Annotated in this window: 16 protein-coding genes and 1 pseudogene; 8 read left to right on the top strand and 9 right to left on the bottom strand. The window is 57.4% G+C overall.

Annotated features, from left to right (window positions below; all coding sequences use genetic code 11):
• Positions 1 to 11: 11 nt before the first annotated feature.
• A complete protein-coding gene (locus KSAC_RS14815; RefSeq protein ID WP_132306450.1) occupies positions 12 to 1,037 on the bottom strand; it encodes a ParB/RepB/Spo0J family partition protein in 1,026 nt (341 codons plus the stop codon).
• A gap of 51 nt (positions 1,038 to 1,088) precedes the next feature.
• The gene (locus KSAC_RS14810; RefSeq protein ID WP_110547719.1) at positions 1,089 to 2,285 is read right to left on the bottom strand and encodes an AAA family ATPase; all 1,197 of its coding nucleotides are present in this window, start codon (positions 2,283 to 2,285) and stop codon (positions 1,089 to 1,091) included.
• 1,172 nt (positions 2,286 to 3,457) lie between these two features.
• On the opposite strand from KSAC_RS14810, the gene KSAC_RS14805 reads away from it, so the two are divergent.
• Positions 3,458 to 4,525 carry an NAD(P)H-dependent flavin oxidoreductase gene (locus KSAC_RS14805; protein ID WP_132306448.1) on the top strand — a complete coding sequence of 356 codons (1,068 nt, stop codon included), beginning with the start codon at positions 3,458 to 3,460 and terminating at the stop codon, positions 4,523 to 4,525.
• Between the two features lie 827 nt (positions 4,526 to 5,352).
• Here KSAC_RS14805 and KSAC_RS14795 read toward each other — a convergent pair.
• Positions 5,353 to 6,975: an ABC-F family ATP-binding cassette domain-containing protein gene (locus KSAC_RS14795; RefSeq protein WP_132306446.1), complete on the bottom strand. Its 1,623-nt coding sequence runs from the start codon at positions 6,973 to 6,975 to the stop codon at positions 5,353 to 5,355.
• A 308-nt stretch (positions 6,976 to 7,283) separates the two neighbouring features.
• Here KSAC_RS14795 and KSAC_RS14790 point away from each other — a divergent pair, with 308 nt between their 5' ends.
• Positions 7,284 to 8,066: an SDR family NAD(P)-dependent oxidoreductase gene (locus tag KSAC_RS14790; protein WP_110547716.1), complete on the top strand. Its 783-nt coding sequence runs from the start codon at positions 7,284 to 7,286 to the stop codon at positions 8,064 to 8,066.
• A 112-nt stretch (positions 8,067 to 8,178) separates the two neighbouring features.
• Here KSAC_RS14790 and betA read toward each other — a convergent pair whose 3' ends face one another.
• Together betA and betB are read right to left on the bottom strand one after the other, a co-directional pair.
• Positions 8,179 to 9,837 (bottom strand): choline dehydrogenase, encoded by a 1,659-nt coding sequence (betA, locus tag KSAC_RS14785; RefSeq protein WP_132306444.1) that lies wholly within the window; start codon positions 9,835 to 9,837, stop codon positions 8,179 to 8,181.
• A gap of 14 nt (positions 9,838 to 9,851) precedes the next feature.
• Positions 9,852 to 11,930 carry a betaine-aldehyde dehydrogenase gene (gene betB / locus KSAC_RS14780; RefSeq protein WP_243705386.1) on the bottom strand — a complete coding sequence of 693 codons (2,079 nt, stop codon included), beginning with the start codon at positions 11,928 to 11,930 and terminating at the stop codon, positions 9,852 to 9,854.
• 696 nt (positions 11,931 to 12,626) lie between these two features.
• On the opposite strand from betB, the gene KSAC_RS14775 reads away from it, so the two are divergent.
• Positions 12,627 to 14,987: a TonB-dependent receptor gene (locus KSAC_RS14775; RefSeq protein WP_243705403.1), complete on the top strand. Its 2,361-nt coding sequence runs from the start codon at positions 12,627 to 12,629 to the stop codon at positions 14,985 to 14,987.
• A gap of 35 nt (positions 14,988 to 15,022) precedes the next feature.
• Here KSAC_RS14775 and KSAC_RS17365 read toward each other — a convergent pair whose 3' ends face one another.
• A complete protein-coding gene (locus KSAC_RS17365) occupies positions 15,023 to 15,274 on the bottom strand; it encodes a hypothetical protein (protein WP_165927357.1) in 252 nt (83 codons plus the stop codon).
• On the opposite strand from KSAC_RS17365, the pseudogene KSAC_RS17595 reads away from it, so the two are divergent.
• From KSAC_RS17595 to KSAC_RS14750, 5 genes and pseudogenes are all read left to right on the top strand, one after another.
• A pseudogene (locus KSAC_RS17595) lies at positions 15,226 to 15,351 on the top strand (EamA/RhaT family transporter); the annotation flags it as partial. The gene KSAC_RS17365 and the pseudogene KSAC_RS17595 overlap by 49 nt on opposite strands.
• A 99-nt stretch (positions 15,352 to 15,450) precedes the next feature.
• A complete protein-coding gene (locus tag KSAC_RS14765; RefSeq protein ID WP_132306440.1) occupies positions 15,451 to 15,969 on the top strand; it encodes a GNAT family N-acetyltransferase in 519 nt (172 codons plus the stop codon).
• 481 nt (positions 15,970 to 16,450) lie between these two features.
• Entirely contained in the window at positions 16,451 to 16,786 is a 336-nt protein-coding gene (locus KSAC_RS14760) for an acyl-CoA thioesterase (protein ID WP_243705404.1), read from the top strand.
• Positions 16,787 to 17,000: 214 nt separating this feature from the next.
• A complete protein-coding gene (locus KSAC_RS14755; protein WP_165927356.1) occupies positions 17,001 to 18,953 on the top strand; it encodes a tetratricopeptide repeat-containing sulfotransferase family protein in 1,953 nt (650 codons plus the stop codon).
• Between the two features lie 495 nt (positions 18,954 to 19,448).
• Positions 19,449 to 20,549, top strand: a complete 1,101-nt coding sequence (locus KSAC_RS14750) for a glycosyltransferase (protein WP_243705402.1) — start codon at positions 19,449 to 19,451, stop codon at positions 20,547 to 20,549.
• On the opposite strand, the gene KSAC_RS14745 is transcribed toward KSAC_RS14750, so the two are convergent.
• From KSAC_RS14745 to KSAC_RS14735, 3 genes are read right to left on the bottom strand one after another with little or no spacing between them, the layout of a single operon-like run.
• Positions 20,515 to 21,129 (bottom strand): class I SAM-dependent DNA methyltransferase, encoded by a 615-nt coding sequence (locus KSAC_RS14745; RefSeq protein ID WP_243705401.1) that lies wholly within the window; start codon positions 21,127 to 21,129, stop codon positions 20,515 to 20,517. The two genes, KSAC_RS14750 and KSAC_RS14745, sit on opposite strands and share 35 nt — an antisense overlap.
• A gap of 2 nt (positions 21,130 to 21,131) precedes the next feature.
• The gene (locus KSAC_RS14740; RefSeq protein WP_132306550.1) at positions 21,132 to 21,860 is read right to left on the bottom strand and encodes a PIG-L deacetylase family protein; all 729 of its coding nucleotides are present in this window, start codon (positions 21,858 to 21,860) and stop codon (positions 21,132 to 21,134) included.
• Positions 21,857 to 22,966, bottom strand: a complete 1,110-nt coding sequence (locus KSAC_RS14735; protein ID WP_132306432.1) for an acyl-CoA dehydrogenase family protein — start codon at positions 22,964 to 22,966, stop codon at positions 21,857 to 21,859. The genes KSAC_RS14740 and KSAC_RS14735 overlap by 4 nt, the downstream gene beginning before the upstream one ends.
• Positions 22,967 to 23,152 lie beyond the last annotated feature (186 nt).

The raw sequence follows: 23,152 nt of genomic DNA, 5'->3' as shown, positions 1-23,152 counted from the left end.
CCGGCACGCATTCAGAATATTTTCCCCGATGCCCTGAGCCGTTCGAGGATATCTTTCAGGCCCGAAAGATATTCATCAGTATCGGCACCAGCACCGGTATGGAGCCGGACCGTAATCCCCTGCCGGTTTACACTCTGCACACTCATGGCCACGCGGCCGAGAGCCGAACGGATTTCTATGGGGGCTTCGTTCATGGATGCGGCGTCGTTCCGGGCAGCATGAAGCAGCCGACGCATGACTTCGGATGCACTCGGTCCTTCGTGTCCCTGCTTTCTGGCTTCGGCCTGTTCCTGTGCAAGTCGGGTCGCGGCCACGGCTATCCGTTCCGCGGCATCCGTATTCCCTAGCGCCCGCGCAAGGTTATAGGCCGGCTTGAGCTGGACATCATGCCAACTGGAAAATGCCGCCAATATGTTGTCAGGTATATTGGCGACCTGCAGCATCTTGGAAAGCCATCCGGGGGAGACCCGCAGGCGTTCGGCCATCCGTTTCTGCTTGCCATCATAATGCAGGGTCAGGGCCGATGCGTAATTCCGTGCCCGTTCGATATCGGATACATCCTGTCGCGCACGATTTTCCAGATCAGCCAGACGGAAGGCGGCTTCATCATCCAGATTGGCAACCTGGGCCAGAAACCTGAGGTCCGGGTAGGAATGATTGCGCAGCCATTGCACGGACCAGTGCCGCCGGGTTCCGGCGACCACTTCATAATCGTAAGCGGGATCGTCGGTAACGCGCCTTACGACTGCGGGCACTTTCTGGCCGCCTTCCGCGATGATTGAATCAATCAGTTCGCGGCAGTTCTGCTCATTAAGCTGCGCATAAATACGGGCGTTTCCGGGCCAGACGCGAACGCGTGCCGGGTCCAGAAGATGTTGCGTCACCTGCCGGGTCTGGCCGGATTGTACGCGTGCAAGCGCTGACTCCCTGCTCAGCAGGGTTGTTGGCCTTACCCTTTCGGCGGCAGGAGGTGTGGCGGGACCATCGGGTTCGGAACTGAGAAGTTCTTTCAGATAGTCGCTCTGTTTACGGGCCATCAGACGGCATCCCGTTCACAGGCAGCAGGACTGCCGCACATACTTATATTATCAGACAGCATAGATGGCCTCTGCCTCGCTTGCGGGAGCCACCCTGCCCCAGCTCTGCCGGATAAGCTGCTCCACTTGTCCCAGTGCTTCGTCCAGATTGGCGCGACACCGTTTATGTGTCTTGGATGTGCCAATGGGTTTTGCCAGTTCATAAACGGACATCATGCGGATTGCAGCATGACTGATTTCGGCTGATTCCAGAATGGGCACAGGCAGCAGCGCCGGGCCAAAGGTCTGTTCCATAAAGGCCCGGACGAGGGCATGGGATGGATCATTGCTGTCGAATTTGGAACAGATCAGGCGCACAAAACTGTAATCAATAGCAATGCCTGCCGCCAGAAGCTGCTGCAGGACCTGATCCATCATGGAAAGGAACTGTACTGTTGAACAGAAATCGGGCGTGGTTGCGGCCAGCGGCACCAGCAGGGCATTTGCCGCCTGCATGACGGCAAGGGAGATGGTGCCCAGAGCAGGTGGGGGATCAAGCAGAACGACATCATAGTCGCGTGCAAGTTCGTTCAGCCCCTGCTTCAGTTTGCGAAAGCGCGCTGTCAGCACCGACTGACCATCTGCACCGGCGGCAGCCAGTTCATATTCCACGTCGAACAGTTCAAGATTGGACGGGATCAGGTCCACATTGGGCCATGGCGTGCGCTTGACCGCATAGCGCAGATCTTCCTGCGTGGGATCAATGGACAGGTACGGATATAGTGTTTCGTCGCGCGTAATATTGAAATGCGGATTGAAACCGAAAAGGGTGGTGGTGGAAGCCTGACTATCGCAGTCAACGACCAGAACACGGTAACCCTGCACCGCCAGGTAATGGGCCAGATGGGTCGTGACCGTGGACTTGCCTACGCCCCCCTTGAAGTTCTGCACGGCGATGATCGCGGGTTCATCCATAGGGCTGCGTGCCGGGCTTGCGCCCAGTACCTTGCGCATATGAAGGATCTGCTCGATGCTGTAACCAGGGCGACGGCCATTTGTTGTCGGTGTGGGGCTGGGAAGGCGACCATCTTCTTCAGCCATCCGGATACGATTGGTCGAGCAGCCGAGTAGCGATGCGACCTCGGCGATCCCGATGCGAACACTCAGCCCTTTTCGGCTTTCCGGCAGGAATGCTTTCTTCCGCAGGCGCTCGATCATGCGCTCACCTGCTTCGGCCAGTCCGCCTATATGGCTGATAAATTCGCTCATTTTAAAGGGACCATTATGATTTGAATGTTTTAGATATTTTTTGTCTCATAAAACATTCAAACCGGCAACGTTTTAATTCAGTTTGCTTCAGCCCTGAAGCTTTGGTCTGGAGATTTGGAAACTACTGTCAGGGTGGGTGCTGAAGATGCCGAATAAAACCCTTACCAGATCCGGGTGCGGAATGGACATTATGGTGACGGCACCATGAAGAATGAAAGTGATGGGTGCAGGAAGGTAGAGAGAATAATGACCGCGATAAAATCTTCTGTGGCAGTGCGTTTGGTTGGCCGCATCCTGTCATAACAGGATAGGCCATATGATTTCAGGCGATGTGGAATTGAGACGACGGACCCGGTTTTGCCAGGAACAGGGCTTCCGGGCATCGGGCTATTCCGTCTGGAAGCCATCTTCAGCCTGTGCGGGAGATTGTGACGATAGAAAGTGAGATGATCTGTCCACGTTTCATTTAGCGCACGGGCAGGACAGATGGCGTTTGTGAGATGCTAATTGCACCGGTGCAATTAACGACAGAAACCCGACTGGTCTTCCGCATTTCTGACTTCTAATACGATAGAGCGGGGCAGGTTTCGCAAAGAACTGGTTCTGGAGTGGCCGGGAATTATGAGGTCGGCCACTGGCCGTCCAAGCATCCAGACAATGCTCCGTATAAAAGCTACATCGCAATTTAGGCTTGGCGTTCCTCAGTTTATTGGACTGAGCGATGATCGGTGATTTCAAAGGGGCCGATGTTCGGCTGGCAGCCCTCCTGACGGGACAGGCGGGCGCTTGCAGACTGGACCATTCCGCCAGCATTCCACCGAAGAAGAACAGAAAATTAAAGCGGTCTTACAACGGACACCTGATATAAAAAGCGCCGCCTTATCGGAAACATGTTTGCAGAAATCAAAGACCAGTGACGTGTTGCGACCAGATACGACCGGCGCGCTCATACATTCATGTCTGCCATCCAGAGCGTAGCGACCTTCATCTTCCCTATCAAAGAATGAGTCCTGAGCCACGGTTCTGTCCCGGATGGGCGAACATCGGTCCATCCTCCCTGCGCATAAGCCATAGTGGAGGCAAGCGCGATAATATGGTTTTGAATATTATGATCAGCGATATGGGCTACCATCAGAACAGGCAGAAAACTGCCTGCACGATGGGACGTGGTGATGAACTGGCCTGAACAACTCGGCTTGACGATTCCATTGGTGCAGGCACCGATGGCAGGCGTCTCTACTCCAGCACTTGCTGCTGCTGTATCTCAGGCCGGGGGTCTTGGTTCAATTGGCGTAGGGGCTGCCGGTGCGACAGTCGCGCACGAGATGATCTGCCAGGTAAGGCAGCAGACAGGGGCTCCCTTCAACGTCAACCTGTTCGTACACAAGACGCCGGAAGTTGATCCTGTCTGCGACAAAGCGTGGCTGGCGTGGCTGAAACCGCTGTTCACCGAGTTCAATGCAGTACCGCCGGCCAGACTGCATCCTATATACCGAAGCTTCAATGATGACCCGGAAATGCTCGACATGCTTGTGCATATGAAGCCACCGGTCGTCAGTTTCCATTTCGGACTGCCTGTGGCCGAGAAAATTTCGGTCCTGAAGGCGACAGGTGCAATTTTGGTGGCAACGGTAACCAGTCTGGAGGAAGCCTGCGCCGCCGAGGCCGCAGGGATGGACGCGATTGTAGCGCAAGGGATTGAGGCGGGGGGTCATCGCGGCATTTTCGATCCCGCGGGTCGCGACGATGCGCTGGGAACATTTGCCCTGATCCGTCTTCTTGTGCGGAAATGCCGCATTCCTGTGATTGCTGCGGGCGGTATCATGGACGGTGCAGGGATTGCGGCCGCCCTTGCTTTGGGCGCCGTCGCGGCACAGATGGGCACGGCTTTCATTCTTTGCCCGGAGACAGGCGCGGATGAATCTTACCGAAAGGTCTTGGAGGGACCAGCCGCGTTTCATACACGCATGACCGATCTTGTTTCAGGACGACCTGCGCGCTGTCTTGCAAACCGGTTTACTCGGCTGGGTGACAGTGCAGGCATACCACCGCTTCCAGACTACCCCATTGCCTATGATGCGGGAAAAGCACTTAATAAAGCTGCCAGAAACTGTGGTGAAAGCGGTTTTGGTGCTTATTGGGCCGGACAGGGAGCGCCTCTGGCCCGGGCCATGCCAGTAGACCAGCTCATGGGCAAACTGAAGGACGAACTGCAAGAGGCACGTAGCTTCGGGATGTAATCGCTAACCAACCTGCCCGGCATGCGCCAGCATTGATGATGTTGCATCATGACAGGCCCGGCATCGGTATGAAACCGGGCAGCGCACGGACCCGGTCGAGGTCGCGTCGCAGGGCAGAGCAAGATGTACAGTCAATGCCGCCCTCGGGGCAGGTGCGAGATAGGGAAATACAGCGCAGTCCGCGATGGCCTGTTGTCCTGAGCCGTACCCAATGTTTGAGTGATGGTATTTTTTATGCGCCATCCGTCCGAAGGAGATTTCATAAGCAGGAATTGCACCGTTGCAATTATCGATAATCAAAAAACGAACTGATTGATTTTAAACGGTTATGAGTGATGGGGCGATCATCATCATCAGTTTTTCGTACCGGCGCAATGATCCAGAATGTTTCATACATTCATGTGGTACCGGATAGGCATTGACCGCTTCACTGCGTCCCTGCGCTTACTCTTGCCTTCTCATATAAGAGAAGAGGAGGGGGGCGTTACCTCACTTCCCGATACGCCCTTCATCTTATTGGGGCAGTGGTCATCTCGCCGACATTGAGGATGGCAGCGCCATACCGCAGATGGTAGCTGGCAGGGAACGGTTGTGATCGCGGTATCTGAATGCGATCAGATACCGCAGGTGACAACCGCGTATTATGTCTTTACAGGCCCGATCACGGCCCTTGCAAGCGTCGGGATGTCCGGCAGGATAACAGGTTTTATTGTCCTGCCAGAACACCGGGCCGGGTAGCGCCATTTCGTCTGGTTGTGATGCTGCCGTAGTATTCCCTGCGACAGGGCTTACAGCCCGCTGTCTGTAAAATCCCGTTCTATCACGCCTTACTGATGCAGCCCCGGCGCTTCGCGTCCGGTCCGGGCCACGTATTCCGTGTAGCCCCCGTCATAGCGGTGAAGTCCGTCCGGACCCAGTTCCAGAACCCGGTTTGACAGCGCGGCCAGAAAATGCCGGTCATGGGAGACAAACAGCATTGTCCCGTCATAATCCGACAGCGCTGCGATCAGCATTTCCTTGGTTGCAATGTCCAGATGGTTTGTGGGTTCATCCAGCACCAGAAAATTCGGCGGATCATACAGCATAAGCGCCATTACCAGCCGCGCCTTCTCGCCGCCCGACAATACCCGGCAGCTTTTTTCCACGTCATCACCCGAAAAACCGAACCCACCCGCCAGCGCGCGCAACGAACCCTGACCCGCCAGGGGGAACGCGTCGTTCAATGTTTCGAACACGGTGCGTTCGCCATCGAGAAGATCCATGGCGTGCTGGGCGAAGTAGCCCATTTTGACACTCCCCCCCAGCGTCACCGTCCCGGCATCGGGTTCAGTCGTACCTGTCACCAGCTTCAGAAGTGTCGATTTGCCCGCACCATTGACGCCAAGCACGCAGCACCGTTCCTGCCGCCGGATCAGCAGATCCAGTCCCTGATAGATCACTCGGCTGCCATAACGCTTGTCCACGTTACGCAGGTTGACCACCGCGTCGCCCGATCGCGGTGCCTGCGGGAAGGTGAAGGAAAGCGCCTGCCGACGCTTCGGCGGTTCGACCCGGTCGATCTTGTCCAGCTTCTTCACCCGGCTCTGTACCTGCGCTGCATGCGAGGCACGCGCCTTGAAACGCTCGATAAAGGCGACTTCTTTCGCCAGCATCGCCTGCTGCCGGTCGAACTGGGCCTGCTGCTGCTTCTCGTTCAGGGCGCGCTGCTGTTCATAAAATTCATAGTCGCCCGAAAAACTTGTCAGGACGCCGCCGTCAATTTCGATCACCTTGTTAATGATCCGGTTCATGAAGGCCCGGTCATGCGATGTCATCAGCAGCGCACCGTCATATGTAGCCAGAAACTGTTCCAGCCAGATCAGGCTTTCCAGATCAAGATGGTTGCTGGGCTCATCCAGCAGCATCACATCAGGCTTCATCAGCAGGATGCGTGCCAGCGCCACACGCATCTTCCACCCGCCGGACAGACGGCCAACATCGCCATCCATCATTTCCTGACTGAAGCCAAGCCCGTGCAGGACTTCACGCGCGCGGCCTTCAAGGGCGTAGCCGCCCAGTTCCTCAAACCGTGCCTGAACTTCGCCAAAACGCTCCAGAATGGTTTCGAGTTCGTCGAACCGCTCCGGGTCGCACATCGCGGCTTCCAGTGCCGCCAGTTCCGTTCCGATCTCGGCGACTGGTCCGGCGCCATCCATCACCTCGGCTACGGCACTGCGGCCCGCCATCTCGCCTACATCCTGGTTGAAGAAACCGATTGTCACGCCCCGGTCGGTCAGGACGTGCCCTTCATCCGGTTCTTCCTGCCCTGTAATCAGGCGGAACAGGGTGGTCTTGCCCGCGCCGTTCGGCCCGACCAGACCGATCTTCTCCCCCTTCTGAAGCGCAGCCGACGCCTCGATAAAGATCACGCGATGGCCGTTATGCTTGCTGATATTGTCGAGACGGATCATGGAACCCCGGATGCTGAAAGGGAGAGACGGAAAGTTCCGCCCTTATTACGCAGCCCACGCGCCCCGTAAACAGGCGTCATCGGGCATCGCGTCACGGGCACCGGCACGATCTGCCCGTATGGCGTTTGGCCGCACCGTGTTGTAGGCATCCGGGGGACGTTGGGAAAATCCACCCTTCCGGTCCATGCTGTCTACGGAATGCGTGCTTTGGCACGACCTGTTTCATAAAGGCATGGGAAAAATAGCAGTCAACGTCTCGGCCTCCCGTTCGTTGGGGGGCTGTGCACAACAGATATCAGGAGAAACGGATGTCAGAACACTCACGTCCCAACACAGTTTCCACCGGCGGCCGGATACAGGACAAGGTTGCCGTGATAACCGGTGCGGCCAGCGGGATGGGACGGGCCACGGCGGAACGTTTTGCGACCGAGGGTGCAAAACTCGTGCTCGCGGATCTGGATCAGGAAAAACTGGATGCCGTTGCGGGTGAACTGACGGCGCGGGGCTGTGACGTTCTGGCGGTTGCTGGCGACATTGCCAGTGAGGCCGATGTCCAGCGCCTGATGAACGAGGCCGTGCGCCATTTTGGCCGGATTGATATCCTGATCGCGAATGCCGGTGTCATTCCCGAAGCCGATCTGGCATCGGCTACCGCCGATCTGTGGGATCACACCATGGCCGTTGATGGACGTGGCATGTTCCTGAGCTGCAAATACGCGGCAGCCGAGATGGTGAAGGCAGGAAAGGGGGCGATCGTCTGCCTGTCCTCAATTTCCGCATTCGCGGGCCAGAAGGGGCAGGCGGTCTATGGACCGGCGAAATTCGTGGCGTCCGGCCTGACCAAGCATCTGGCCATCGACCTTGCTGACAAGGGTGTGCGCGTTAATGCAGTCGCACCGGGCACGATCGATACGCCAGCCGTGGCCAAGATGGGCAAGGAAGGGATTGAGAAGGTCGTGTCCATGCACCCGCTGGGCCGGATGGGACGGCCCGAGGAAGTGGCCAGCGCCATCCTGTTCCTTGCATCGGACGAGGCATCGTTCATCACCGGCGCGGTCCTGCCCGTGGATGGCGGCTATCTGGCGCAGTAAGGACCAGATAGGCATGTATGGATAAAAGTTTTTGGGTGCCGCCTTTAAAATAAAGACGGCACCCAAAACTTCTCTACTTTTCCAACGGTATTCAGGGCGGGCCGTATCCGCCTTACCGCTGTCGGGTCTGCCAGTCCGGGGCTTCATAAAAGGGAGCGTTGGAGGCCGCCAGCAACGGTATGCCCCTGATATGGTCTGCGGCTTTTTCCGCTATCATGACCGTGGGGGCATTCAGGTTGCCGTTGGTGATGCGCGGCATGATGGATGAATCCACAATACGCAGTCCGTCCACCCCGATGACCCGCGTTTCGGCATCTACTACGGCCATCGGATCATCGCTTCGTCCCATCTTGCAGGTGCACGAGGGATGCAGGGCGCTTTCGACCTTATCGCGGATGAAGGCATTCATCTGTTCATCAGTCTGGCATTGCGCGCCGGGCTGTATTTCCTGTCCACGATAGGGATCGAAAGCGGGCTGGGCGAAGATTTCACGCGTCAGGCGGATGCAGTTGCGCATATCCTGCCAGTCTTCGGGGTGGCTCATATAATTGAAAAAGATCCTTGGCTTGTCTTCCGGATCGGCGGAACGCAGGCGCACCCATCCCCGGCTTTTCGAGCGCATGGGCCCGACATGCGCCTGATAGCCATGGCCCGTAGCCAGACTTTTGCCATCATAGGTGACAGCAAGCGGCAGGAAATGGAACTGGATATCCGGGTAGCGGATGCCGGGTCGGCTGCGTATGAAACCGCAGCTTTCAAAATGATTGGTTGCCCCCAGCCCATCCTTGCGCAGCAGCCAGCGCAGGCCAATCCGCGCCCTGGCGAGCGTACTCATGGCGGAATAGAGCGTGATCGGTTTTCTGCACGCGACCTGAAAATAAAACTCCAGATGATCCTGAAGGTTTTCGCCTACGCCGGGGCGGTCAGCCAGTACGGAAATGCCATGTTCGCGCAATTCCGCCGCCGGACCGATACCCGACAGTTTGAGAAGCTGGGGCGTATTGACCGGCCCGCCACTGAGTATGATTTCCCTGCGCGCCCGGACGGTTGTTTCCTTCCCGCCCTGACGGTAGACCAGCCCCACCGCACGCCTGCCTTCAAACAGGATGCGGGTGACGCGCGCATGCGTTTCCACCTTCAGGCCCGGGCGTGACAGGGCAGGGCGCAGATAGGCGTTGGCTGTGTTCCAGCGGCGACCGTTCTTGACGGTCATGGCCATTTTATCGAAGCCTTCCTGCCGGAAGCCGTTATAATCCGATGTCCTTACATAGCCTGCCTGCTCACCCGCTTTCATCCATGCTTCATGTAGCGGATTATCCAGCGTGCCGTACTGGGTGTGCAGTGGCCCCGAACGGCCGCGATAGACCCCGTCCCCATCATCGCACCCTTCGGCGCGCCGGAAATAGGGCAGGACATGACGGTATCCCCACCCCTGCGCACCGGAATCTTCCCATTCCTGATAGTCCAGCGGGTTTCCCCGGACATAGACCATGCCATTGATGGATGAAGAACCACCCAGCCCCTTGCCCCGTGGGGTATTCATACGGCGGCCGCCAAGATGGGGTTCGGGTTCACTTTCATAAAACCAGTTGAAGCGGCGGTCATGCATGGGCATGGCCAGCGCGCTTGGCATCTGGACAATAATGGAGCGGTCGCTGCCACCGAATTCGAGAAGCAGAACCTTGTCCTTACCGGTCTCGGTCAGCCTGTTGGCCAGAACGCAGCCCGCCGACCCTGCGCCCACAATGATGTAATCGAATTCGGACACAATGAATTTCCTTTTGATCAGTAAGGTGAATCAACATTGCCCAATGCGACATATACACTCTTCACCTGTGTATAGTGTTCCAGGGCGAGACGACTGTTCTCCCGCCCAAGCCCCGACTGCTTTACGCCACCAAACGGCATTTCAATTGGTGTGATGTTATAGTTGTTGATCCAGCACGTTCCGGCCTCCAGACGGCTGATGACCCGGTGCCCGCGTGCCAGATTCTGCGTGAATATGCCGGCGGCCAGACCGAATTCGGTGTTGTTGGCGCGTGCCACCACCTCGTCCTCGTCAGTAAAGGTGGTGACGGACATGACCGGACCGAAAATCTCCTCGCGCATGATGCGCATGTCATCGGTGCAGTTGGTAAAGACCGTGGGCGCTACAAAAGCACCCGCGGCAAGTGCGCCGTCCGTTACGCGGTGGCCGCCGGTCAGCAGGGTTGCCCCTTCCCGTTTACCCAGTTCGATGTAACCGAGCACCTTTTCCATATGGTCGTGCGAGACGAGCGACCCGACCTGCGTTTTCGGGTCCAGCGGATGGCCGATACGCATTTTTTCCACCCGCGCCTTCAGGGCGGCGATGAACTGTTCATGTATGTTCTGGTGGACGAAAACCCGCGTGCCGTTGGAGCAGATTTCACCGCCGGAATAGAAATTGGCCAGTAGCGCGGCTGAAACCGCGTTCCCGATATCCGCATCGTCAAAGATGATGAGGGGGGATTTACCCCCGAGTTCGAGCGTCACATATTTCAGGCTCTGCGCGGCGGAAGCCATGACCTGCCGACCGGTGCCGACCGAACCGGTCAGCGAAACCTTGCGTATGGCCGGTGCGGTGGCCAGCAGTTCGCCCGTCTCGCGCCCGCCCGCCAGCACATTGAACACCCCGTCAGGCAGCCCGGCCTGCCGATAGATTTCGGCAAGCCGGAGCGCCGTAAGCGGGGTAAGTTCCGATGGCTTGAATATCATGGCGTTGCCGCAGGCCAGTGCGGGCGCCGATTTCCAGCATGCAATCTGTAGCGGGTAATTCCACGCCCCGATGCCTGCGGTAATGCCCAGCGGTTCGCGCCGGGTGTAGCCGAAGGCATCGCTACCCAGATCCATCGCCTCCCCGTTGATGGTGGCGGCGAGCGATCCGTAATATTCCAGTGCGTCGGCACCGGAATGAATGTCCACGGCCTGTGTTTCTGCAATGGGCTTGCCGGTATCGAGCGTTTCCAGATGCGCCAGAAGCCTGCTGTTTTCGCGCAACAGGTCAGCCGCGCGGCGCAGGATACGACCGCGTTCCGTGCCGGACATGGCGGCCCATATCTTCTGGCCGCGTCCCGCACTTTCTATCGCCGCGTTCAGTTCATGGGCTGTAGCACTTTCGACATGGGCAAGGATTTCCCCTGTTGCCGGGTTAAGCGTGGTGAAACGCGCGCCGGTGGATGCGAAGGGGCGGCCGTCAATCCAGCTTTTGCAGGTATCGGGTATCGCCTGCTGTATGGCGGGCAGGGACAGTTTCTGTGCCTGACGCCCGGCGATGCAGGAATCCACGAAATTGCCGATCTGTTCGACAACGGCCTGCGTATCCGCTTCATCCACGCCCTGTAGTGCCGCGCGTAGCCATATGCCGTCGATCAGGGCGCCGATGGTTGTCGCGACCGGAAGGATCTGGTCTTCCGACAGGACGGGGCGCAGCGCATTGCTCAGATTGGATAATAGCTGCTCCTGATAGATGCGCTGGACTTCCATAATGGCCGGGACATGGATCGCCTGCCCCCAGAAAGCCAGCCAGACCGATCCCACATCCTTGCGAAACTGGCTGCTGTCCAGGCAGCAGCCGACAATCGCGGCGATCCGGGCGCGCCATGTGGGTGCGGATTTCAGCGCCTGCGTCGTGTCATGCTGGAACTGGTTGACCAGATGCTGGAATGCCGCCCCCAGAAGGGAATCCTTGTCACCAAAGTAATGCACCAGCAGGGCAGGGGAAACATTGGCGCGATTCGCTATGCGCGCCAGCGTCGTGCCGGAATTTCCGCAATCGGCCAGAACCGCAAGGGTCATATTGATGAAATGGGTCCGGCGGCTGTCGTCACGCTGCTCAGTTGCCACGATGGTTTCCTCTGCAATCATCCGTCTCAGCACATTGACTGAACGTTCAATCAAATCGCGTGCGTCGACACTTCTCCCAATTACCCTGTCTGATCCGTTGAAGGAAACCGACAGATTATTGAATAAATATACAATATATCGAGATTCCAGAAAACGTTTTCGTGCAGGAATTATTTTTTCGATGGCGTTACGAATTTTTGTTGCACGACCGTTCAATATGCATGCACTGTGCGTTCAGACGCGATCATTGATCAGGGATGTTTCCATCATGAAACACCAGATGTACGCCTCACCACATATCCTGCCTGCATCCCCGCTGTTCAATCGGGGCAGTATTGTTCAGTCACCTTATACCGTCTGGCTTCCGGTTACTGGCCGGGGCGTGCCAGAACTGTCAGTTACATAGTAATGGAAGACATGCGTGGCGCCGTACCGGTGCCTGATGTCAGTGACCGCCACTATTTCCACCATCGGCGATAGGGGCATGTATTTCCGGCCCCGCCATGCATGCGAATGCAAGGGCATGCTCCATTTCGCGGATGTGAAAATCATGTTTCTTGGCGGCATGGCGCAAGTATCAACAGCCTATATTTACAGTATTTTTTAATAAAACGACATCAACGGATATCCACGCTCTGTGTCCCCTGCCGCATATCGTTCCGGTACCGAACCGGAATACGAAAGGAACCGCACGAAATGAATGGGTCAGGTTTTCTGTCGGTATTAATGGCTACATCGGCCATTTCGATCTCGCTGCTTCCTGCGCATGGTCTGGCGGCGGGTGCTGCATCGCGCCATGCTCCGGCCAGCGGCAGTACCCGTGCCCGCGCGACATCTGCCAGACCGGCTGCATCACCGTCCGGTCGTAATGCCAATACCCATGAGACGATTTCCGTTTCCGCCGCGCGGTCCGTGTCGCATGGGGCGGTCCGGTCCATGTCGCGTGCCGCCATGGACCAGTTCGTGCAGGGCAGCAGCCCGATGATGATGCTGTCGCGCACGCCAGGCATCAACTTCGTGTCCGACGATCCCCTTGGGGTCGATACATGGGGTTCCAGCCTGTATATGCGCGGATTTGTGCAGAACCAGCTTGGCGTGACGCTGGATGGCGTGCCGCTGGGGGCGCAGGATTATTATACCTATAACGGCGAAACCATCAATTTCGCCATCCTGTCCGACAATATCGAACGCATGGATGTGTCCGAAGGGGGCGGGGATGTGTCCGTGCCGTCAACGACCAATCTGGGTGGGTCGATCAACATATACTCGTCCGACCCGAAGGATAAATATGGTGGCAAGGTCGCCCAGATGTTCGGCAGCCATAATGCGTTCAGAACCTATGTACGGGCCGATAGTGGCAAGCTGAATGCGTCCGGCACCAAATTCATGATCTCCTACGCCCGGTCGGATGGCAATAAATGGAAAGGCCCCGGCGAACAGTTCGATCAGCAGGTCAATACCAAGCTGGTGCAGCCGATCGGTCAGGACAGTAATCTGAAGATATTTTTCAACTGGAACGACGCCACCCAGTTCAATTACGCCGATCAGTCACTGAGCATGATCCGCACGCTGGGGTATCGCAATGATTACTCATATCCCAATTACGCCAGGGCCTATGCCGCGGCTGAGGGGCAGTTCAGTGGCAGTCTGGCCAATTTTCCCGATGCGCTGGATGTTTCGTATTATGATGGCGTGACGCATGCTTCCGACTATCTCGGCGGGCTTAACATGCATCTGGTCCTGACCAGGCATCTGGACTGGGATTCCGTTGTTTACGGTCAGGCGGAAAATCACTGGGGCACATGGACGACACCATATACGGCATCACCCAATGGCTCCCCCCTGTCCGAACAGATCGATTTTGCGGGCAACCAGAAATATGGTTTCACCACAGCATTCAAATACCGTATCCAGAAACACACGATCGAGGCAGGCGTCTGGTACGAAAACAATCATTATTACTTCAATCAGGACATGTTTCAGGAACCGGTTCTGGGGCAGGGTACGCCGATCAATGCGGCATCGGGCAATTTTGGCACGCCGTTCCAGCGTAACTGGGGCATGGCCTATAATACCAATACGTTCCAGTTCCATCTGGAGGACCGCTTCCGGGTCCTGTCCAACCTGACGCTTCGCGCGGGGTTCCGTTCGCTGCTGGTGACAACCACCGGGGGGGCGACGGCAAATGACGCAGCCTATAACGGGCAGACGGACCTGCCCAATGGCAGCCTGACCAGTGCGAAGGCGTTCCTGCCGCATATCAATGCGGAATGGCATTTCCTGCCGGGGCATGAGCTGTATGTGGATATTACCCGGAACATGAAAGCGTACGGCTATGGTGGCTATCAGCTCGGCTCGCCATGGGGGGTTTCAAATCAGGAAACGTTCGATCAGCTCAAGAAAACGATCAGGCCGGAAACCGCGTGGGTTTATGATGTCGGTTATCGGTATAATTCGTCGCTCATAACCGGCTCACTTAATGCCTACCATGCGGATTTCTCCAATCGCCTGCAATCCCTGACCGGTGGCACCATTATCCAGCCCATATCGACGGTGGTGAATGTGGGAAGTGTCAGCATGTATGGCGTGGATGCGCTGCTGACGGTGCGGCCCATCCGGCACCTCGCGTTCACCAACAGCATCAGTTACAACCACTCGACCTACGGTAACAATATCGTCTCGCAGGGGGTGACATATGCCCTGCAGGGCAAGAAAGTCGTCGCCTTTCCGCAGTTTATGTACAAGGCGAACCTGACCTACAGCTTCCATAATGCCGAAGTGCATGTTGATGCGAATTACATGTCAAAACGCTATTTCAGTTACATGAATGATGAATCGGTGCCGGGTTACTGGATGACAAGCCTTGGCGCACGGTACAGCTTCGGCAGTTATGGCCCGCTGCATAACCTTACGATCAATTTCAATATCTATAACCTCGCCAATGTGCGCTACATTTCCCAGATCGGTGAAAACGGGCTGCCGCTTACGGGGGATTACCAGTCCGCGCTTGTCGGTGCGCCCCGGCAGTATTTTGGAACGGTTTCCGCAAGTTTCTGAATATGGATCGTACAGGCCAGAGTATCATTTTCTGGTCAGGGATGGATCGGCAGTCGGCATGTCAGGGTCGGGGTTCTGATGGGGTGCAGGCGCTGCGGCACCTTCATCGCGCCATAAGGTCTGTCCCGTATTCGTGGATCGGTCAGCGGGGCTACATTGAAGCGCATGCAACTGTCTGCATTGCCGGACACGCTGAATACGACGCCGGGGGCAAGAATCCGTTTCTGCTCAAAGGCCACCCGTGATGACAGCCCTTTTCGCCGTATGGCGGGGTGGGGAGCGGCCACGGCCTGCCTTCTGGCTTGTTTCGGTTTCGGGCCCGATGGCGGTGGTCCTGTTTGCCCGTGGGCGAAACGGCTGGCATGATCAGGGGTCGTGACGGGACAGGCGCACCGGTATATTGATACCGGAGCAGGGCATCATCACGCGACAGGCACCCTGTAAAGAAGGGCAGGGATTTGACATGATCGGGACGGCAAGGCTGACGTTATCCTACCATACCAGGGCCGATTTCGATGATGTCCATGCGATGTGGAGTGATCCGGCGGTTGTCCGTTTCATCAACGGGCGTCCGTTGTCGGAACAGGAAAGCTGGTTCCGCCTGCTGCGCTATCGTGGCCTGTGGGATCTGCTGGGTTATGGTTACTGGTGTGTGCGGACAAAGGCCGACGGCAGGTATGTCGGTGATGTCGGATTTGGAAATTTCCACCGTCCCATAAAACCGGCCCTTGGTGACACGCCCGAAGCCGGGTGGGTTCTGGCGTCATGGGCGCATGGTCAGGGTTTTGCTACCGAGGCGTTAAGCGGCATGCTGGACTGGATGGACAATGTGCGGGGCATCGACCGTACCGTGTGTCTGGTCGCACCGGAAAATGTACCGTCCGTCAGAGTGGCGGAAAAAGGTGGCTACCGGCTGCTGCGCGAAGTGTTGTTTGATGATGAACCGACACTGCTGCTGGAACGCGTGAAGCCTGAAAAATGACCTGTAAGCTGAAGGGGGCACTCTTTGGGCTGCTGTAGTCCAAGGAAATGAATAAATTTCAGGTATTGCTTATGCAGCCTTCACAGGCATCGGGAAGAAGAATACAAAGTCGTTTCAGTAATAAAAAAGTTCGATAGATAAAAATATAACTATATTCTGTACTCCATATCAGACGCCTTCATATCTTTCGGTAACGAGCAGACTGTAACAGGCCAGAAGACAGGAAACCTGCGTAATCTTGAGATCGTGATGGGGAATGCTGTGCAACTTCGTCCGCCCTGCTTCCTTATACGGTTCACGCGAACTGATCGCGGAGTTTAAGCGCCCGGTATTTAAATCATCGGTTCGGATGGGCGTTACTCTGCCATGCCCCCGGGGGCAATTTTATCGTGTGTTGGAGGTCTGCTTGGATAAACCCGTTTCTGAGATCCCCTCCCCAAACCCGCATCCATCCACGCCGCCGACCATCCGTGTGATCGCCATGCCGGCAGACGCCAATGCAGCAGGCGATATATTCGGCGGCTGGCTTATGTCACAGATGGACCTTGCGGCAGGCAGCGCGGCGGCCCTGCGTTCACAGGGGCGGTGCGTGACTGTCGCCATAGACAAGGTGATCCTGCACCAGCCTGTGCTGATTGGCGATGAGATCAGCCTGTATACGGAAATTGTCCGTACCGGCCGCACTTCAATGTCGATCCATGTTGAAGCATGGCGCCGCGCACGCAGATCGCACGAAACCAGCAAGGTCACCGAAGGACTGTTTACTTTTGTCGCCATTGACGAAGACAGACGCCCGCGTGCCCTGCCTGAAGCATAGTTCAGGAAACATATCATATAGGGTGATCCGTATATTATGGGGATCGGCAGCGGTCTGATTTTCCTGCCTGTGTATAATTGTGTCCAGCCCGTCGGGGCATTGGCCGGGCGGGGAACCTGTCCTATAAAATCAGCGTGGGCTGTATCCGCCTGATCGTAACAGATCGGGCCGGATGGTGGCCGCAGGGTGCTTTTATTGCGGGATGGGCGTGTCAATGCAGGAAACTCATTTATCCAACAGTCCGGTTTCCGGGCCTGCGGACCAGCAGGACGCGCACACCACCAGTCTCATGCAGCTTTATGAAGGCATGCTGGCCAAAAATCCTGACCAGATGGATGCGCTATACTTTCTGGGCACATTATATGCCCGGCATGGATGGCCGGAAAAAGCCATACCTCTGTTAAGGCGTGCTCTGGCGCATATGCCCAGGAATGTGGAAGGCTTTAATACCCTTGGGCTGGCCCTGCGGCAGGCAGACCATATGAAAGAAGCCGTAGCCGCGTTCCGTCGGGCGCTTGAACTGGCGCCGCATTATCGCGCGGCCCTTGTCAATCTGGGCGACACGCTGAGCGGATGCGGCGATCAGGCCGGGGCGATCGCCGCCTATCGGATGATTCTTACAATTGACGGGCATAACGCGGATATCAGCCGCTACCGGGAAATACTGGTCAGCAACCCCACGGATATTGCCACCATAAACAAACTGGGCAAGGCCCTACAGGCCACGGGTCGATATGAGGAGGCAGCGAGCCAGTTCGAGCAGGCCCTGACATATGCCCCCGATAATGTTGAAACCACCCTCGATCTTGGCGCGCTTCTGATCGATATGGAACGCAGGGACAGGGCAGCAGACTGTTATCGTGCCCTGCTGGCGCATCGTCCCGACAGTTATACGGTCCATATGCAGTTGGGAAAGCTGCTACATAAGAACGGCCGGCATAACGAAGCGCTGCATCATTTCAAAAAGGCCCGGACCCTGAAACCTGATGAGGCCGCGGCACATGCCGCCGTGGCCGCCGTGTTGCAGGAAACCGGGCAGATTGAGGCAGCGATACAGGGTTTCCGTCGTGCCATTGCGTTGGCCCCGGACCGTGCGCGGTATTATTTATGCCTGACGCGCCTTGCAAAACTTGCCGCTGATGACCCGGTTCTGCCGGTCATGCAGAAACTGGCGGCGGATAACGCCACATCCCTGCCGGATAAGGAACGTTCCGATATTCATTTCGCGCTGGGCAAGGCGCTGTCGGATATTGGCGAACACCAGCACTCTTTCGCCCATATCCAGCAGGGCAATGCGCTGCGCCGTCGCCATATTAACTATGATGAAAAGCGGGTATTCGCGGGCATGCGCAAGATGCGCGAGCTTTTTTCGACGGAAGCGATAGCCGGTCTGGCCCGGACCGGCCATTCATCGACCCAGCCCATTTTCATTGTTGGCATGCCACGATCGGGATCGACACTGGTTGAACAGATACTGGCGCGTCACCCTGCGGTTTATGCGGCGGGCGAAGTCGGTACCCTGCTTGATACATTCAGGGACGCGGCCACACAGTTTCCGGCATGGAAAACGGTTGCCCCCCTTGCGCATCTGACGGAAGCCGAGCGGTTTGCAGTGGCCGAAGACTATCTTCAGCGGCTGAACGCGCGGGTTGTCGACTGGACGGGGGATGAACCGCCACAGCGTATTACCAACAAGACATTGGGCAATTACCTGTATATCGGCCTGATCCACCAGTTATGGCCGAATGCACGCATTATTCATACGATGCGTGACCCGGTGGACACCTGCCTTTCCTGCTTTTCAATTCCATTCAATACGCAGGAATTCTCTTTCGATCTGGGCGAACTGGGCCGCCGTTATCGCCAGTATCATGAACTGATGGAACACTGGCGCAAGGTACTGCCCGCTGGCGCCATGCTGGATGTGCGTTACGAAGATGTAGTCGAAAACCTTGAGGCCAGCGCACGGCGCATCATCGCGTATTGTGGACTGGAATGGGATGAGGCCTGTCTGGATTTCCATAAGTCCACCCGTCCGGTCAGGACATCCAGTATGGAACAGGTCAGAAACCCGATTTACCGTAATGCAATCGGGCGCTGGCGTCCCGATGATGAAACGCTTCGTCCGCTTCTTGAAGGGCTTGGTTCCCTGAAGGATGGTGCTTAATCCGGTTCTTTACCTGGGCGGTGTTTTTGAAGCTTTTTTCAAAAAGCTTCACCAAAAACTTCTTTCTGTTGTGGATAGAGGGATGGGTGGCTGCTGATCAATTTACAACAAGGATCTTTGGCTTCGTATCCGGTGTTTATGAATATGGTGATAAATGGAATTACTGTATTCCATATATTATTATTTGAATAATTAAGTGTAGTTATGGTGGTGCATCGGTATAATCGGTTCCCGATAAAATGGCCCTGCGTGCGGCATTATATTGCTATATCTGCCGGGTAATATTCATAAGGTATACCATATCTGCCACGAAACCGGGCGCTGGTTCAGGAAACTGCCCTGCAGGTTCGCCCATCATCCACTGGTATTCCGGTCAGGAATTACTTCATTGTTTCCCGCCATGACCATGCAACCGGATCATCAGGGCGTGCGTTCATCTTTTCCCACCTACAAGGTGCCTCCATGCCTCTCGTCCGGTTTCCCTGTCCACTGGTCGTGGCTATTCCTGTGCGTAATGAAGCGGAGCGTATCGGCCCATGCCTGCGCGCCCTTGCAGACCAGCAGCGGGCCTGTCTTACCCATGCCGTCCTTCTGCTCAACAACTGTACTGATGATACGGCGCATTGCGTGCAGGCGCTTGCCGCACAGTTACCTTTCGGTGTTTCCATCGCCACCCGCCTCTACCCGCCAGACGTGGCCCATGCCGGAACCGCGCGGCGCGAAGCCATGGAAATCGCGGCGGAACTGGCCGGGCCGGATGGCGTGCTGCTCACGACCGATGCGGATGCCGTTCCCGCCACGGACTGGCTGGTCAATACGCTGGCTTCCCTTGCCAGAGGGGCAGACGCCGTATGCGGGCGCGCCCTGATTGACCCGATGGACGCGCTGCTGATCCCCGCGCATCTCCATCGCGATGACGCAGCAGAAATCGCTTATGCCACGTTACTGGACCATATTCATGATCTGGTGGACCCTGATCCACATGATCCGTGGCCCCGCCATACGGAACATTCCGGCGCCAGCATTGCCGTGCGGGCGTCTGCCTGGCAGCGGGCAGGGGGCATTCCAGCCCTTTCGCTGGGGGAAGACCGGGCTTTCCTTGCGGCTTTGCGCCGTGTGGACGCCATTATCCGCCATGCGCCGGATGTAACGGTAACCGTATCCGGCCGCACGGCGGGACGGGCACGCGGCGGCATGGCCGATACCATGGCACGCCGCCTGATCCGGCAGGATGAAATGCTGGATGACAGTCTTGAACCCGCAATGCACTGCCTGCGTCGGGCGCGGGCCCGTGCGGCCCTGCGCCGGTTACGCATACGACCCCGAACAGGGGATGAGCGGATGACCGCTGAAAAACAGCTTGCCGATTACCTGCATGTCGGGGTGCAGGATGTAGCCCATATGGCGAAGGAGCGTTTTTTTGGCATGGCGTGGGAGAAGCTGGAAATTGCCAGCCCGCTGCTTGTTCATGTGCCGGTTAAACGGGCCGATCTGCCCATTCAGCACCGTATGGCCGAACGGATCGTGTCTGGACTGCTCTCTCCCGCCCCGTCTTCTTCCCTTATCCCGACAGCTTCACCCCCGGGCGGGATGTAGCGTCGCTAAGTACATCGATACGGTATTGCGGGTACAGGCGCGCATGGGTCACGAGCAGCCCGTCGTTGAGGCAACAGTTTATGAAATGCCCGGCGGCGGTGTTGCCATCGCATGGCGTATCGGTCGGCCCGGTCCAGTTGACCAGAATGATGGGCGCGCCATGCCGGCGCACATACAGGCATTGCGCGGCAAGCTGGCTGATATCGGCGGGTGAAAGGAAATAGAGCAGTTCAGAAATAACGATCAGGTCGCTGCCATGCCGCGCAAGCGGCGGGAACATGTGCGGAAGCTGCCCGCGATGGAACGATACCCCCGCCAGCCCCGCGCAGCGGCGGCGTGCCTGCACAAGGGCGGTTTCGGACACATCCACGGCAACCAGCCGGTCGCATTGCCGCGCCAGTTGCGCCGTCATCATGCCGATGCCACAGCCCAGTTCCAGCGCATGATGAAAATGCCGGCCGGCCACCAGACGTAGCGTCTGGCGGTATTTTTCACGTTCATATACCCGCGTGGCAAGCCCCCAGGGATCGGGATGGTGGCGGTATATGCGTTCAAACACGTCACGTGACCAGCTTGTCATACTCATGGCCTGACAAAGACCTCAAAATCCGAACTCAGCGCCGCCAGCAGGTCTTCGGGCAGGCTGAAAGCTGTCGGGTCGTCTGTAATCAGGTGTCCGTACTGGCTTTCATGCATGGCAATGGCGCGGGCCTTGTGCGCGCGATAGGGCGATATATCCAGCCGCATTCCCACCGGCATGTCATGATCCAGTTCCCTGTCAGCCGGGATCAGCCAGCCCCATACGGGATAGGCAAGCAGGGCTATGGCACAATGCTCCTGTAATGCCACACCCATTTTCCACGCAGCTTCATGATCGCAATGCGGGTCAGCCCGCCATGGGGCCAGCACGGTGGTACAGCCATGGGTTGTGACAAGCCGTGCCAGTTGACTGACCGCATGCCCGAAAACGGGACCGCTATGGGGGGCGGCGGCATCGGGCAGACCCATAAAACCGATCCGCTGTCGCGACAGGCCCAGACATTCGACTGCGCGGATGGCTTCCGCCTGCCGCTGCTGCCGCAGGCGATCGGCAGGCCAGGTGGGGGAGTTGGGGTGGGAAGCAGCCCCATCGGTCACAATAACCACAACGGGCGGCCGACCGGCGGCGCAACAGGCGGCGATCAGCCCCCCGCACCCCAGACTTTCATCATCCGCATGGGGCGCAAGGATCAGGACCGTGCCGGGTGCAACAGCCGACAGGGGAGCCACGGGCAGGCTGCGCAGCGCCGTATGTATGATGCCCGCTTTCACCATATGCGCTCCATTTGGGGCAGGTTGCGACGGGTAAACCATTCTGCGGCTTCGAGCAGCGTTTCATCCGGGGCAGGCTGGCGCAGATAGGTGGAAAGATCACGGATCAGGCGTTCCACGACATTGGTTTTGACAAAGGCGGAAAGCCCAAGGCCCCGCTGCGCCAGTTCGATCACTTCCAGCCCCGCCCTTTCCACCGCAAGCCGCGCCAGATTGACTGTGGCCGCTACATCCCCGGCTTCATGATCGTCGGTTCCGGCGGCAATCAGGGCTGCCTTGCATGTCCATAACCGGGCGGTTTCAGCCGCGATCAGGGCCGTGCCGATCCGTGCCTGCTGACTGGGATTTTCCGCCCGGCTACGCGCGCATAACTGTTCGCGCAGAAGGGTGACAAGCCGGTCGATGCCACCAAGGGCCACGGCCATGCCCCGCCATGCGCCTGCCGAAAACTCGGGCTGGCGCAGGTAATCCCCGCTCTGGCCAATCAGTGCATCGGACAGGACCATCGTGCCCGTAAAATCATACCGTCCGGCGCCTGCGCCCCGCATGCCCGTAATCCCGTCCAGACAGGGGGCCGCATTATGCTCGGTATCCAGTGGCACCAATATCATCCGGGTTGCGTCATCAGCCGTGTTGGCTGTTATGAGTGCCCGCGTGACTTGCCGCACACCGGATGCAAAGATTTTTTCTCCGCGCAGTATGATGCTGTCCCCCGTCTGTTCCATGCGTACGGGGGCAGTGCCCTGTGTTACCCATACGCCGAACAGGGCACCATCATGAATATCCGCCGCCGCGCGGGCGAGCTGTTCGGGCGTGCCATAACAGGCGATCAGGCGGATGGCGTTGACGTGCCCTTCCACTATGCGCCCCAGTGAAAGATTACCCTCGCCTGTCAGGCGGAGCAGGTGCAAAAGTCCGATTGCTCCCTGACAGCCCTCTCCGAACCCGTATCCGCCCAGCGTTGTGGGCAGTACTGCCGATAATCCCCCCAATTCCCGCACGCGGCGCAGGCCGTCTGCTGGAAAAGTGCCCTGTGCATCATTGATGGATGCTTCTTCTTCCAGTTCCGCGCGGCAGGCTGACAGGGCATCGAAGGGAAAGGTCATGTACCGCCAGCTCCTTCTGTCCGGTTACGTTTGCGGGAAAGCCGCTACGCACAGACACAATACGGCGCTGTCTGATTAGTTCCCTGCAACCGGCGGGGGTAAAGCGGGGGACAGCAACGCCGCAGGTTTTCAATCAACTATCGTGCGCAGTTCAGATAAAAGGCGTGGCTTTCTGTTCAATTCGTC

This window comes from Komagataeibacter saccharivorans (assembly GCF_004348195.1).
GTDB classification, from domain to species: Bacteria; Pseudomonadota; Alphaproteobacteria; order Acetobacterales; family Acetobacteraceae; genus Komagataeibacter; species Komagataeibacter saccharivorans.
This window is presented reverse-complemented; position numbering and strand designations above follow the sequence as displayed.